14 protein-coding genes are annotated in these 12,786 nt (G+C 64.5%); 2 read left to right on the top strand and 12 right to left on the bottom strand.

What is annotated here, in order from left to right; all coding sequences use genetic code 11:
* Positions 1-7 precede the first annotated feature (7 nt).
* The gene (locus tag DFR34_RS12530) at positions 8-904 is read left to right on the top strand and encodes a LysR family transcriptional regulator ArgP (protein WP_110391499.1); all 897 of its coding nucleotides are present in this window, start codon (positions 8-10) and stop codon (positions 902-904) included.
* Between the two features lie 145 nt (positions 905-1,049).
* Here the strand turns inward: DFR34_RS12530 and DFR34_RS12525 are convergent, their stop codons facing one another.
* Together DFR34_RS12525 and DFR34_RS12520 are read right to left on the bottom strand one after the other, a co-directional pair.
* Positions 1,050-1,562 (bottom strand): hypothetical protein, encoded by a 513-nt coding sequence (locus DFR34_RS12525; RefSeq protein WP_110391498.1) that lies wholly within the window; start codon positions 1,560-1,562, stop codon positions 1,050-1,052.
* Positions 1,563-1,985: 423 nt separating this feature from the next.
* A complete protein-coding gene (locus DFR34_RS12520) occupies positions 1,986-3,140 on the bottom strand; it encodes an aminotransferase-like domain-containing protein (RefSeq protein WP_110391497.1) in 1,155 nt (384 codons plus the stop codon).
* Positions 3,141-3,214: 74 nt separating this feature from the next.
* Here DFR34_RS12520 and DFR34_RS12515 point away from each other — a divergent pair, with 74 nt between their 5' ends.
* Positions 3,215-3,649, top strand: a complete 435-nt coding sequence (locus DFR34_RS12515; RefSeq protein ID WP_110391496.1) for a MarR family winged helix-turn-helix transcriptional regulator — start codon at positions 3,215-3,217, stop codon at positions 3,647-3,649.
* A 146-nt stretch (positions 3,650-3,795) separates the two neighbouring features.
* On the opposite strand, the gene DFR34_RS12510 is transcribed toward DFR34_RS12515, so the two are convergent.
* The 10 genes from DFR34_RS12510 to DFR34_RS12470 form a co-directional block, all read right to left on the bottom strand.
* Positions 3,796-4,341 carry an NADPH-dependent FMN reductase gene (locus DFR34_RS12510; RefSeq protein WP_110391495.1) on the bottom strand — a complete coding sequence of 182 codons (546 nt, stop codon included), beginning with the start codon at positions 4,339-4,341 and terminating at the stop codon, positions 3,796-3,798.
* 117 nt (positions 4,342-4,458) lie between these two features.
* Positions 4,459-4,881 (bottom strand): type VII toxin-antitoxin system HepT family RNase toxin, encoded by a 423-nt coding sequence (gene hepT / locus DFR34_RS12505; protein ID WP_110391494.1) that lies wholly within the window; start codon positions 4,879-4,881, stop codon positions 4,459-4,461.
* Positions 4,871-5,305, bottom strand: coding sequence for a type VII toxin-antitoxin system MntA family adenylyltransferase antitoxin (gene mntA / locus DFR34_RS12500; RefSeq protein WP_110391493.1), 435 nt, complete (start codon positions 5,303-5,305; stop codon positions 4,871-4,873). The genes hepT and mntA overlap by 11 nt, the downstream gene beginning before the upstream one ends.
* 95 nt (positions 5,306-5,400) lie before the next feature.
* Positions 5,401-5,931, bottom strand: a complete 531-nt coding sequence (locus DFR34_RS16935; protein ID WP_146215140.1) for a hypothetical protein — start codon at positions 5,929-5,931, stop codon at positions 5,401-5,403.
* A 154-nt stretch (positions 5,932-6,085) separates the two neighbouring features.
* Positions 6,086-7,075, bottom strand: coding sequence for a succinylglutamate desuccinylase (gene astE, locus DFR34_RS12495; protein WP_110391492.1), 990 nt, complete (start codon positions 7,073-7,075; stop codon positions 6,086-6,088).
* A gap of 2 nt (positions 7,076-7,077) precedes the next feature.
* Complete coding sequence (gene astB / locus DFR34_RS12490; protein ID WP_110391541.1) at positions 7,078-8,424, bottom strand: N-succinylarginine dihydrolase; 1,347 nt, start codon at positions 8,422-8,424, stop codon at positions 7,078-7,080.
* Positions 8,425-8,435: 11 nt separating this feature from the next.
* On the bottom strand, positions 8,436-9,902 hold the full coding sequence (astD, locus tag DFR34_RS12485) for a succinylglutamate-semialdehyde dehydrogenase (protein WP_211309401.1): 1,467 nt from the start codon (positions 9,900-9,902) through the stop codon (positions 8,436-8,438).
* A gap of 10 nt (positions 9,903-9,912) precedes the next feature.
* Positions 9,913-10,956: an arginine N-succinyltransferase gene (astA, locus tag DFR34_RS12480; protein ID WP_110391491.1), complete on the bottom strand. Its 1,044-nt coding sequence runs from the start codon at positions 10,954-10,956 to the stop codon at positions 9,913-9,915.
* A gap of 27 nt (positions 10,957-10,983) precedes the next feature.
* Complete coding sequence (gene astA / locus DFR34_RS12475) at positions 10,984-11,997, bottom strand: arginine N-succinyltransferase (protein WP_110391490.1); 1,014 nt, start codon at positions 11,995-11,997, stop codon at positions 10,984-10,986.
* A 36-nt stretch (positions 11,998-12,033) separates the two neighbouring features.
* Positions 12,034-12,786 (bottom strand): aminotransferase class III-fold pyridoxal phosphate-dependent enzyme (locus DFR34_RS12470; protein ID WP_146215139.1); only part of this gene is annotated, 753 nt, incomplete at its 5' end.

The following is a 12,786-nucleotide window of genomic DNA, read 5'->3' as shown; positions in this document are numbered from 1 at the left end:
CTTAATCATGCTCGACGCCAAACCCCTGGACGCGCTGGAGGCCATTGTCCGCGCTGGCAGTTTTGAACTGGCCGCGCAGTGGCTGTGCATCACCCCGTCGGCGGTGTCGCAGCGCATTCGCCAGCTGGAAGAACACCTCGGGCAAACCGTGCTGGTGCGCAGCCAGCCGGTGCGCCCCACCCCGGCCGGCAAGCGCCTGCTGCGCCATGTGCGCCAGCTACAATTGCTGGAGGCTGAGTTGCGCCATGATCTGGCGGGTGATGTGCCCGATGCCTTTACCACGCTGGCGGTGGCCGTTAACGCCGACTCACTGGAAACCTGGTTTCCTGAGGCGATTGCCGATTGCGTGACGCAAGAAAACCTGCTGCTGCAATTGATTGTCGATGACCAGGACTATACCCACGCCCTGCTGAAAAACGGCGATGTGATTGGCTGCGTGACGACGCAGGCGCAGGCGCTGACCGGCTGCCAGAGCGTGTGCCTGGGGCGCATGCCCTATGTGTGCGTGGCCACGCCGGCATTTGCCCGCCGCTATTTTGCCCATGGCGTCAGCGCCGAGACGCTGCGTGCGGCCCCGGCGATTTTGTTTAACCTGAAAGACAGCCTGCACCTGAACTTCATGGCTGATTACGGCCTGGCGCTGAATGATTTTCCGTATTTCACCGTGCCGGCGGTGCATGCGCTGCTGAATGTGGTGCTGGCCGGGCTGGGCTATGGGCTGACGCCGCGTTTACAAGTGGCCGACTTGCTGGCCAGCGGCCGCCTGGTGGATGTGCTGGCCGGCGCGCCCGGCCCGGCGCTGACACTGTATTGGCACAGCTGGGCGCTGCAATCGCCCAAGCTGGCGCGCTTTGGCGCGGCGGTGCAGGCCGGCGCGGCGCAGGCGATGCCACCTGCATTATGAGGCTTGGTCGGGTGAGACGCGCTGCCGCAGGCAGCTGCGCCAGCAAACCGGACTGACGTCGTCAATCATACTGACAGTTGCGCAACCGCAAACTATATAAAAGCGACACGATGTCAAGGCTGCACGCATGCCAAGGGCGGCAAGCTTATTGGCGGGTGCCGCCCATCTTGCGGTAACGGCCCTGGCCATCGCCTTCGGCCAGGCCCAGCCACACCAGCCGCTCCAGTCGTTCGACCCCCCAGGCGGCCGGATTGTCGGCATGGGCGTCCTGACCGATAGCCACGGCCGAGCGCATGCGCCCGTCCAGCAGCTTGAGCGCCTGAAAATCGCGCTCGGTGGCATGTTGTGGCGGGTTTTCCGCCAGACGCAGCTGGATTTTTTCCAGAAGATCTGCGTCGGGCAATATTTCTTCTGCCGGCATATCACTGGCGGCGTTGACGTTCATGCCGACAATCCGGCGGCGCAGGTCGCAGGCAAAGTTTTTCAGGCCGCGCTGCGAATCAGACGGACTGCCCGGTATGGTGACCTTGTGCGAACGGCCATCGTGGCTGAACAGCAGGTGAGCATGCTTGCCACCCATTTCCAGGCGGTGATCCTGAATGCCATAGCGTTCCATGGTCTCTTCAATGATCTTTTTGTAAGCAGGATTGATGCGCATATTAGGGTAAGCCTTCTGTAAAACATACGGTCACTCTGACAATTGCTGACACTAGTCAACTATTGCTGACGGCCAGATGTGATGTTCCGCTTGTTCGTGCAAAAATTCAAGCACGTATTTTAAGTATTTATACGTACAAAGGCACGAATATAGCAAGTCTGGCTATCGACATGAACGAAAGTCAGTCTCAGTTGTGAGCCGGAAAGGCATGACCCACAGCGAAAGCTTGCGATGACAAGCTGGTGTGGGTCAGCAGTGTGGGTAATCCGAGAGACCGGATTATGTCAGCAAAAGTTCCCTGTCGTCAGCGTGGTTTAGTGCATTTTTTCATGAACTTCGCTCACTTGCGCACAGGGTGAACTTATTTGGCATGATCCATAATTTTAACGCATGAAAATTCCCGCTTAGCCTGCACAGCCGGGTTCACCCCTCTTGCTGCTCATGCAGCAACTCAGCCAGCAAGCGCACCCCCTGGCGCAGGCTGGCCGGGTCGCTGTGGCTGAAATTCAGCCGCATCGCGCTCACCGCCGCCGGCGCATTCGGGAAAAACGGCTCGCCCGGCATAAAGGCCAGCCCGCGCGCCATCGCTTCGGGCAAGAGCGTGCGGGTGTCGATGCCCGGCGTATTCAGCTGCAACCAAAAAAACAGCCCGCCCGGCGGGCATTGCCAGCTGGCTGCCTCACCCAATTGCTCGCTCAGCGCCGCGTGCATCTGGTCGCGGCGCTCGCGGTACAGCGTGCGCAGCCGGGCCAGGTGGCCGGCAAAGTCGCCCTGCAATTGCGACAGCACCAGCCACTGGCTCAGCCGGTTGCTGTGCAAATCCGCCGCCTGCTTGAGCTTGAGCAAATACGGAAACAACTCGGGCGAAGCAATCAGATAGCCCACGCGCAGGCCGGGGGCCAGGGTTTTCGAAAAGCTGCCCAGATAAATCCACGGCGCGCGCGTCAGCCGCGCGCACAGCGGCGTGCGCTCGCAGGCCTCGTCGTACACCAGCTCGCGGTAAGGGTCGTCCTCCACCAGCAGCACCTGCTGGGCGTCCAGCGCCTCGGCCGTCGCGTCGCGATGGGCGGCGTCGTAGCAGCGGCCGGACGGGTTCTGAAAAGTCGGAATCAAATAGGCAAACGCCGGCTTGGCCGCCAGCCCGGCGCGCAGCGCGTCCAGGTCCGGCCCGTGCTCGCCCAGCGCCACGCTGCGGCAATCGGCGCCAAAAAACTGAAACGACTGCAAAGCCGCCAGATACGTCGGCGCTTCCAGCAGCACCGGCGTGCCGGGGTCGATCAGCAGCTTGGACACCAGATCAATGCCCTGCTGCGAGCCGGTGAGGATCAGCACCTGGCTGGCGTCACAGCGCATGCCCATGGCGCGCGCCCGCTCGGCCACCGCCTCGCGCAACGCCGGCTCGCCTTCGGACGGGCCGTATTGCATCACCCCGTCCGGCACATCTTCCAGCCGGGGCAGCGCCAGCGTTTCGCTGGCCGGCAGGCCGCCGGCAAACGAAATCATGCCCGGCCGCTGGGCGGCGGCGAGGATGTCGCGGATCAGGGAAGAGGTGAGGCGGGCGGTGCGCTGCGATAACATGACGGGTCTCCATGGGTTGGCTTTAGTCAATAAAGTTGACCTAATTATTCGCCGCTTTGGATAAAATAGTCAACATGATTGACCAAAATTCCCGTGACCCGGCGCTGGACGAAGCGCTGGAACTGTTTTTTTATGGCTTTCGCGCCTTCACCGCCCTGCCCGACCAAGTGCTGGCCGAACGCGGCCTGCAACGCGTGCACCACCGCGCGCTGTATTTTGTCGGCCGCCATCCTGGGCTGAGCGTCAACGCGCTATTGGGCATTCTCGGGGTGAGCAAGCAGGCGCTGAACGCGCCGCTGCGGCAATTGATCGAACGCGGGCTGATTGCCGTCGAAGTGGGCCAGCACGACCGCCGGGTGCGCGAGCTGACGCTCACCCCGGCCGGCGCCGAGCTGGAAGCGGCATTGTCCGCCGCCCAGCACGCGCTGATGGGCAAGGTGTTTGCCGAAGTCGGCGCCGAGGCCGAAGGGCAATGGAAGCGGGTGATGCGCGCACTGGCGGCGCGCTGAGCACACGTTCAAAGGTTTGCGATATGGTCAGAAACTCGCCGCCTGTGCGCTGCAGCCTCTGCTGCGCACCAGTGCCCAGTGACGCGAGCACCCAGTGACGCTGCCAAGCACCACACCCGGATGAGCGGGTGTGGCCACACCGCCTGCTATGCACGCAAACGCAAAGTCCAGTCTTTCAGCGCCTGCATCTGCGCCGCCAACTGGCCCAGCAAGCGCTCGTCGCGCACATCGCCATGCTCGTCAAAACCGCCGGCAAAGGCATTGGCGAACACCTCCGGCTTGTTCAGCGGATGCAAATCCAGATACACGCACACCTGGCGCAAATGGTATTGCGCCCGCGACGTGCCCATGCCGCCGCCCGCCCCCATGATCGCCACCGGCTTGCCGGCCAGCAAGGCGTTATCCGGCTCGCGCGAAGCCCAATCCAGCATGTTTTTCAGCGCTGGCGCCAGCGAATAATTGTACTCGGGGCAAGCCAGCACCAAGGCATCCGCCGCCGCCAACTGCGCCAGCACCCGCTGCACCGCCGCCGGCTTTTCGGTCAAATCCGCATTATAAAACGGCACATCGGCCAACTCCGCCAGCGCCAGGCTCACCCCTGCCGGCAACTGCCCCTGCGCCGCGCGCAGCAAACCGCGATTGGTGGATTTGGCGCGCAAACTGCCGGCCAGGCCAAGAAATTGCAGACTCATGGGATCTCCTTAAAACGGCTGATCACGCCAAAGAAATGGGCAAAGCGCAGCCCTGAGCAAGCGCGGGTTCACGGACAAGACCACGCCACCTCACCAAGCATAGCGTTAAAGCGGTTTTTACGCCGAGGGATGCGCCCGTTGCAGCACATGCTGGCTATAGCGCAAAAAATCGTCCAGATGATGGCGAATCACCTCGGTGACAATCGGAATCAGCAAGGCCTGATAGTCATGCACAGCAATATTGCGGAACCCGACCATTTTTTGCAGGCTCACCGCCAAGGCCGAGTCAATCCAGCCACCGGCATGCAATAAAGCAAACACATCCCGCGCGCTTTGCGGAATGCCCAGTTTTTCACGGCGGATCAGATGCTGCCCCATGTCCAGCGCTGCCTCGCACGCTCGCTGCACATTCAGCACGGCAGCGTCCTGACGGGTGAAATCCGTGGCAAAGTGCTCGCCTGCCGCTAAAAACTCTTCTTTGGCTCGCGCCACACAGCGCTCAATCGTGGCGGCTTTGTTAAACAATACATCATCGCGCATAGACTTTTCCTTGCTCGGCAATCTCCGTCAATAAACCCGCGCGAGCGGCATCGAAATCCAGCTTTTCGCTCAAGACAAAACACTCAAACAAACCCGCCGCCGGCTGCTGCGCCCAAAGACATTGCCCCGTGGTAATCACCTGATATTGCATCACCGTGCTGGCCGCGCGCAGATCGAGCAAATCCACATCACAGCCCAGCGCAATCGCCAGCTGCTGAGCCACATCCCAGCGCACCAGGGGGTCAGCATAAGCGGGTAGCAATAGCGCCAGATCAAGATCACTCTCAGGGCCGGCCTGACCTTGTATCTGGCTGCCAAAAGCGTAAATCGCCAGCGCTTCGGGCCAGTGCGTGCGCAAGGTGCGCACGATCAGGCCATCTGGGGTGAGGGTGCGGGAGAGGAGGCGAGATGCAGGGATGGACATGTTTTGTATGAAAAAGGTTTATATATTTTCATGAGCAGGCAATGGTTTGAAAATAGGCATATAGCTCAACTCGTCCTTAAGTTTTTTATTTTTTATCAAAACTGATGCGGATACTCTTCAACCCAGGGCATCTGCAGAATATCGAGAAGCTGCTCAGGCAAATTATTCACCAGTCTAAAACAGCCTCCCCTATCTTTTATGTTTATATATTTTATATAGTCATCGATGGCTCGACCTATTACACTATAAGCTTCTAACTGCAAATCAGCTATTAACTCACAATCATCTGATGGTTTGATTTCTGGAGACTCACCTCTTTTCTTCTTCCCTGCATGCTTTAAGCTGTTATAAACATAGCGTCGCTCCCGAATAACCTTAGCAGTATATCTTTTTAGATCTTGCGGGGTGGCTCCCCTTAGCCTCTTCATGGCAACCAATAAATCAACAAAATCATGATCAGATGCTTGTCCGCCTAGTTCTTCAATATAGGGAGCAATAATGCCTATCACCGCACCTGCCAACAAAATAGCAGAAACAAACTCCACTCGTCGCCGCGCAGCCCGATAAACTCTAGCCGACTCAACCAACATTTCTCCAGCCAGATATATTTTATTGTAAGTATGCATTACATCCTTTCGACGCGAGCGCGATGGTTTTTCAACGCCGTCCTGGTGATCCGCACGCGGCCTTTCGCCCTCAGCCCCGCCAGCAAACACAGACCGAATGATAGGCGCGCGGACGGGGCCATTAGCATAACGCTAATGATTAAATCATGGCAATTTACGGCAAATCCCACGGCACAATCACCAGCCCCGCCCGCTGGCCATTGGCCACGTTCGGGTTCGGAAAAATCACCCGGGCGTCTTGTTCGTCAATCACATAGCGGGTGTCGCCGTCTTCGGCCAGCAGTTGGCCTGGGTAAAGCGGGGTGAAGTTGGCGGTGTCGGCGGCCAGGTGCAGGCGGAAGGCGTCGCTCAGGCGGGGGATGTCGCGGGCGACGCGAAAGCAGGGCATGGGTGGTGGCGAGGTGTTGGGGGCGGCGGGCAGGGTGGGGCTGGCCAGCCAGTGGCGCAGTTGTTGCGCCAGTTGGCTCAGGTCGATGGCCTGGTTGTGGCCGAAGGGTCGGGCTTTGCCCAGTTCCAGGGTGGCGGCGTGGGCGTGGTGCTGGCTGTGGGTCCAGGCGGTGAGGGTGGGGGCGCTGCGCTGGTAGAGCAGGGCGGCGCGCATGCCGGCGGCGGCCAGCCAGGCCAGCGGGTCAAAGCGCGCCTCGGCCGGGTCGGGGGCGGCGCACAGGGCAAATTGCTCGATCAGCGAGCCACGGATGGCGGTGTGCAGGTCGTAATGCACACGCAGGGCGGTGGGCGCGCCGTCGGCAAAAAAGCGCTGGATGTGCTGGCGCAGGGCGTGGGCGCGCTGGGCGTCGCGGCCGCCGCCGGGCTGGGCGCCGAACTGGCGGTTCATGTCTTCGTCCAGATAGCGCACGCCCTGGCGCAGCGCCGCCGGGTTGCCCAGGATCAGCAGCAGCCGGCAGCGCAGCGGCTGGCTGCCGTCCAGCAGGGCCTGACCCAGTTGGTCGAGCAGCTCGACCGGGGCGGTTTCGTTGCCGTGCACCCCGGCGGACAGCACGAGGTCAAACTGGCTGGGCGCGGCGGGGGTGAAGCACCACACGCCCTGGTCCCATTCTTCCACTTGGCCGCCGCCGGCCAGCGGGCGGGCGGCGGTCAACGCCGGGCGGTCGTGCAGCACGGCGGCGAGCAAATCTCCCATCATGGTCAGCCTCGCTGAAAAGGATACACAGCGCCCAGTTGCAGCAGCTGGGTGAGCTCATCCAGCGCGGTGCGGCATTCTTGCAGCAGCTGCGGGTCGGCCAGGTCGTCGGCGCTGAGGCGGTCGCGGTAGTGGCGGTCCACCCAGGCGCACAGGCTGGCGTAGCGGGCGTCGTTGATCCACACCGCCGGGTTGACCGCCGCGCATTCGTCGGCGGTCAGCGCCACGCGCAGGCGCAGGCAGGCCGGGCCGCCGCCGTTTTGCATGGATTGCTTGAGGTCAAACACCCGCACTTCGGCAATCGGGCCCTGGCTGGCCAATAGGTCTTGCAGATAGGCCCACACCGGCTCGACGTGGCGGCATTCTTCCGGCACGACCAAGAGCATGCGGCCGTCGGCGCGGCTGAGCAGCTGGCTGTTGAACAGATAACTGCGCACGGCGTCTTCGATGCTGACCGCCGCCGCCGGCACTTGCAGCGGGCGCAGGCTGGCGCCGACGCCGTGCATGGCGTCGGCCAGCGCGGCCAGGGTGGCGTCGGCGTCGGCAAAGGCGTGCTGGTGATAAAACAGCACGTCGCGGTTGCCCACGGCGATCACGTCGTTGTGAAACACCCCGGCGTCGATGGCGGCGGGCGCTTGCTGGGCAAACACCACGCGCGCCGGGTTCAGGCCGTGCTGGCGGGCCACCGCCTGGCTGGCTTCCAGCGTTTGCCGGGCCGGGTAGCGGCGCGGGCCGTTGGCGCTGGCGTCAAAGGCGCGCTGGCCGTAGACAAACAGCTGCACGCCGGGCGCGCCGTAGTCGGCGCACAGCCGGGTGTGGTTGGCCGCGCCTTCGTCGCCAAAGGCCATGTGCGCCGGCAGCGCCGGGTGGTGGGCAAAGCAGCGCGGGTCGGCAAAGGTGGCGGCCAGCACGCGGCCGGTGGTGGGGTGCTCGATGGCGCGATGAAATTTATTGTTGAGGTTGGCCGGGGTGAAGTGCACGCGGCCGTCGGCGCTGTCAGCCGAGGGGCTGACAGTGGCGGCGTTGGCCGTCCACATCGGCGAGGCCGAGCTGCATGCGGCCAGCACGGCGGGCGCTTCGCGCGCGGCGCGGGCAACCACCTGTGCGTCGCTGCCGGCAAAGCCCAGCTGGCGCAGGCTGGCCACGTCCGGGCGCTCGTGCGGGGCGAGCACGCCCTGGCGAAACCCCAGATCAGCCAGGGCTTTCATTTTGTCCAGGCCCTGGCGGGCGGCCAGGCGCGGGTTGGCGGCGCGCTGGCCATTGCCGGTTGAGGCCACATTGCCATACGACAAACCGGCGTAGTTGTGGGTGGGGCCTACCAGGCCGTCAAAATTGGCTTCGAATGCGTGCATCTGGCGCTCCATCAGGGGTTCAGGGTCAGGCCGGGCGGTAGGCTGGCCGGCAGTTGGGCGGTGGCGGCTTCCAGCCCGGCCACCGGGTAGGCGCAATAATCGGCGGCGTAGTAGGCGCTGGCGCGGTGGTTGCCCGAGGCGCCCACGCCGCCAAATGGCGCGGCGCTGGAGGCGCCGGTCAGCGGTTTGTTCCAGTTGACCACGCCAGCGCGCATGGCGCGCCAAAAGCGCTCGTACACCTCGCGCCGGTCTGAGAGCAGCCCGGCGGCCAGGCCGTAGCGGGTGGCGTTGGCCAGCGTAAAGGCGTGTTCCAGGTCGTCATAACGCTGCACCTTGAGTAGCGGGCCGAAGTCTTCTTCGTCGGGCAAGGCAGCCACCGCGCTGACGTCGATCAGGCCGGGGCTGAGCAGGGCGCTGCCGGGGGCCAGCTCGCGCATGGCCAGCAGGCTGACGCCGCCAGCGGCCAGCAGCGCGGCCTGGCTGTCCAGCAAGCGGCGGGCGGCGGCGGGCGAGATCACCGCGCCCATAAACGGCGCCGGTTCGTCGTCCCAGCGGCCCACGCGCAGCGCCGCGCACACTGCGGTTAACCGGGCCAGCAAGGCGTCGCCCTCGCCGCCGCGCGCCACCAGCAGGCGGCGCGCGCAGGTGCAGCGCTGGCCGGCGGACACAAACGCCGATTGCACAATATGGTGCAGCGCGGCGTCCACATCGGCCACTTGGTCAACAATCAGCGGGTTATTGCCGCCCATTTCCAGCGCCAGGATTTTGTCCGGGCGGCCGGCGTACAGCTGGTGCAGCTGCTGGCCGGTGGACGAGCTGCCGGTAAAAAACAGCCCATCCACGCCGTCATGGCCGGCCAGCGCTGCCCCGGTGTCGCGCCCGCCTTGCAACAGGCTGAGCACGCCCGCCGGCAGGCCGGCGGCCAGCCACAGCCGCACGGTGGCCTCGGCCACCGCCGGGGTGAGCTCGGACGGCTTGAACAGCACGCAGTTGCCGGCCAGCAGCGCCGGCACGATATGGCCATTGGGCAGATGCCCCGGAAAGTTATACGGGCCAAACACCGCCACCAGGCCGTGCGGGCGGTGGCGCAGCACCGCCTGGGCGTCACCCATGGTCTGGGCGCGCTCGCCAGCGCGCTCGGCCTGGGCTTTCAGCGAGATGTCCACCTTGGCGATCATCGATTGCACTTCGGTCAACGCTTCCCAGCGCGGCTTGCCGGTTTCCTGGCCGATCAGCGCGGCCAGCTCGGCCTGCTGTTCGCCCAGCAATTGGGCAAAGCGGCGCGCCACAGCGGCGCGGGCGTCCAGCCCGGCATCGCGCCAATCGGCAAAGGCGGCGCGGGCGGCGGCCACGGCGGCGTCCACCTGGGCGGCGTCGGCGGCGCGGCCTTGCCACAGCGGACGCTGGTCCACCGGGTCGAGCGAGGCAAACGGCGCGCCGGCGCCGGCCTGCCATTGGCCTGCAAAATATTGGGTCATCAGCACATCCTCAGGGTCGATTGGGGTGGGGGCGGCTCAGCGGCACGGCGCGCACGCTGTCGCCGGGGGCGATGGCCAGCGCGGCCAGCGCCTGGGCGTCCAGTGGCAGTTGGCCGTCGGCGTCGGGCGCGGTGTGCGCCAGGGTGACGGCAAAGCCGTGGCGGCGGCGGTTGGACACCAACCAGGGCTGGGCCTGGGCCTGGGCCGGCGGCGGGCGGTCAGCGGCCAGCAGGCACAGGCTGTCGCGCACCGCGCGGATGTCGGCCAGCGGGCATTCCACTGCCGGGCCGGCGTCAAAAATGTCCACATAGCCGTTGTAGCGAAAGCCTTCGCCAGTCAGCAGCGCCAGCGCCGGGCGGGTGTTGGCGTGCACCTGGCCAATCACCGCGCGCGCGGGTGCTGACAAAAACGCGGTGTAAATCAAATGCTGCGGCATCAGCTCGGCGATAAACGATTTATTGCCAATGCCGGTGAGGTAATCCGCCTCGGAAAACTCCATGCTGAAAAAATGCCGGCCCAGGCTTTCCCAGAAGGGCGAGCGGCCATGCTCGTCGGACACCCCGCGCATTTCTGCGATCACGCGCGGGCTGAAATACTCGGGAAACTCGGCCAAAAACAAAAACCGCGATTTCGACAGCAAGCTGCCATTGCCGTCGCGCCGCCAGTCCGGGTGCAAAAACAGCGAGCACAGCTCGGCGGCGCCAGTGAGGTCGTTGCTGAGAAACAGGGTTTCCAGCCGGCGATACAGCCCCAGCTCGCGCGAGGCGTGCACCGCCGCACCCACCCGGTAGTTGTACCAGGGCTCGCTCATGCCCAGCGCGCCTTCCAGCCCGCAAATGCCCACCACATGCTGGGGGCGGGCCGGGTCGTCCAGCACAAACAGCAGGCTGGCGCGCGCCGGATCGGGCGCTTGGGCCAGGGTGGCCAGCGAGGCGTAGATGCGCCGGCCCAGCCGCTCGGCGTTGGCCGGCAGCGTGGTCACCCCCACCCCGGTGGATTGCGCCAGGGCAAGCAGGGCCGGCAGGTCGGCGGATTCAATGCTGCGTACGCGCATGAACAGTCTCCAGAAACAAATACAGCATCACAAAGCGGCCAGACGCACCATCTCGCCCTCCGCCACCCCCAGCGCGGCGGCGACGTCTGGCGGCACGGTGACTTCGCCATGCGCGGGCGGGTGCAAGCGCGCCAGGGTGGCGCAAAAATCGCTCAGGCCGCCATTGGCCAGCAGATACGGCCCGCCGCCTTGCACCGGCCCCAGCCGCACCCGACACACCCGGCTGCCGGCGTAGCTGCGCAGGCCGGGCAGCCGGCCCAGCAGGGTGGGGCCGCCGTCGAAGATGTCCAGGTAGTTTTCGGTTTCAAAGCCTTCCCGCTCCAGGATGTCAAAGGCAATGCGCGAGCCCTCGCCCACTTCGCCAATCACCGCCTGCGCCTCGGCGCTGAGCAACGGCACATAAATCGGGTGCTGGCGCATCAGCTCGGCGATGAACTTGCGCCCCTTCACCCCGCAAATCAGCTCGGCCTCGTGGTAATCCAGGCCAAAAAACACCCGGCCCACCGCATCCCAGAACGGCGAGCTGCCATCCTCGCGGGTGACGCCCAGCATCTCGGACACCACGGTGTCGGCAAAGCGCGCCGGGTGGCCGGCCATGAACAGCAGGCGGCTGCGCGACAGCAGCTCGGCCGCCGGCCCGGCGCCCAGCTCCGGCAGGATAAAAAACGAGGTCAGCAGCGAATGGCCGGTGAGGTCGTGGCACAGCGACAGGGCGTGAATCTTGTTGTGGATGCCCAGCTCCGGCGAGGCGTGGATCAACAGCTCGTTGCGAAAACTGTAAAACGGCTCGTTATACCCAGCCGAAGCCACCAGGCCGGACAAACCCAGCAGCCGGCCGCTGGCGCGGTCTTCCACGGTGAAGAAATAGCGCTCTTCGCCATACAGCCGCACCTCGGCGGCCAGCGCGTCCTGCGAGGCTTGAATTTTATGCAGCAGCGCCTCGCGGTTGGCCGGCAGCGAGGTGACCCCCACCGGGCTTTGCGCCGCCAGCGCTTCCACGGCCGGCAAATCGGCGACGGTCACCGGGCGAAAGATGTACATGAGGGGGACTCCTGTCGGTCAGTCATAAAGTAAACGTTAGCGCGCTGACTGACGCCACGCCGTGGCCAAACGGCCCAGCGCCTCGGCGATGTCGGCCTCGCTGATCACCAGCGAGGGGGCAAAGCGCACCACGTCGGCGCCGGCTTGCAGCACCACCACGCCGTGCTGGGCGGCGGCCAGCAGCAGCTCGCGCGCCTGGCCGGCGTAGGCCGGCTGCAACACCGCCCCCAGCAACAGCCCCATCCCGCGCACCTCGGCAAACAGCCCCAATTCAGCATTCAGCGCTTCCAGCCCGGTGCGCAGCTGCGCGGCGCGTGCGGTCACATTGGCTTGTACTTCCGCCGTGTTCACCGTGTCGATCACCGCCTCCGCCACCGCGCAGGCCAGCGGATTGCCGCCGTAAGTCGTGCCATGGGTGCCGACGCTGAAATGCTGGGCAATTTCGCTGGTGGTCAGCATGGCGCCAATCGGGAAGCCGCCGCCCAGGCCCTTGGCGCTGGTCAGAATATCCGGGGTGACGCCGTATTGTTGATAGGCGTACAGCGCGCCCGTGCGGCCGACGCCGGTTTGCACCTCATCAAAAATCAACAGTGCGCCGTGTGCATCAGCCAATTCACGCGCCGCTTGCAAGTACTCGCGGCTGGCCGGCAACACCCCGCCTTCGCCCTGCACCGGCTCGACCACAATCGCGCAGGTGCGCGCGCTCACCGCCGCGCGCAAGGCGGCAATGTCGTTATACGGCACATGGCTGATCGCCTGCGGGCGCGGGCCAAAGCCTTCGCTGTATTT

Source organism: Rivihabitans pingtungensis, from assembly GCF_003201855.1.
In the GTDB taxonomy this organism is placed as follows: domain Bacteria; phylum Pseudomonadota; class Gammaproteobacteria; order Burkholderiales; family Aquaspirillaceae; genus Rivihabitans; species Rivihabitans pingtungensis.
This window is presented reverse-complemented; position numbering and strand designations above follow the sequence as displayed.

What these genes read in the sequence shown, in the direction of transcription:
- DFR34_RS12530 (WP_110391499.1), top strand. Translation starts at nt 8, where the DNA reads ATGCTCGACGCCAAACCCCTGGACGCGCTGGAGGCCATTGTCCGCGCT.
- DFR34_RS12525 (WP_110391498.1), bottom strand. Translation starts at nt 1,562, where the DNA reads ATGCGCATCAATCCTGCTTACAAAAAGATCATTGAAGAGACCATGGAA.
- DFR34_RS12520 (WP_110391497.1), bottom strand. Translation starts at nt 3,140, where the DNA reads ATGTTATCGCAGCGCACCGCCCGCCTCACCTCTTCCCTGATCCGCGAC.
- DFR34_RS12515 (WP_110391496.1), top strand. Translation starts at nt 3,215, where the DNA reads ATGATTGACCAAAATTCCCGTGACCCGGCGCTGGACGAAGCGCTGGAA.
- DFR34_RS12510 (WP_110391495.1), bottom strand. Translation starts at nt 4,341, where the DNA reads ATGAGTCTGCAATTTCTTGGCCTGGCCGGCAGTTTGCGCGCCAAATCC.
- hepT (WP_110391494.1), bottom strand. Translation starts at nt 4,881, where the DNA reads ATGCGCGATGATGTATTGTTTAACAAAGCCGCCACGATTGAGCGCTGT.
- mntA (WP_110391493.1), bottom strand. Translation starts at nt 5,305, where the DNA reads ATGTCCATCCCTGCATCTCGCCTCCTCTCCCGCACCCTCACCCCAGAT.
- DFR34_RS16935 (WP_146215140.1), bottom strand. Translation starts at nt 5,931, where the DNA reads ATGCATACTTACAATAAAATATATCTGGCTGGAGAAATGTTGGTTGAG.
- astE (WP_110391492.1), bottom strand. Translation starts at nt 7,075, where the DNA reads ATGATGGGAGATTTGCTCGCCGCCGTGCTGCACGACCGCCCGGCGTTG.
- astB (WP_110391541.1), bottom strand. Translation starts at nt 8,424, where the DNA reads ATGCACGCATTCGAAGCCAATTTTGACGGCCTGGTAGGCCCCACCCAC.
- astD (WP_211309401.1), bottom strand. Translation starts at nt 9,902, where the DNA reads ATGACCCAATATTTTGCAGGCCAATGGCAGGCCGGCGCCGGCGCGCCG.
- astA (WP_110391491.1), bottom strand. Translation starts at nt 10,956, where the DNA reads ATGCGCGTACGCAGCATTGAATCCGCCGACCTGCCGGCCCTGCTTGCC.
- astA (WP_110391490.1), bottom strand. Translation starts at nt 11,997, where the DNA reads ATGTACATCTTTCGCCCGGTGACCGTCGCCGATTTGCCGGCCGTGGAA.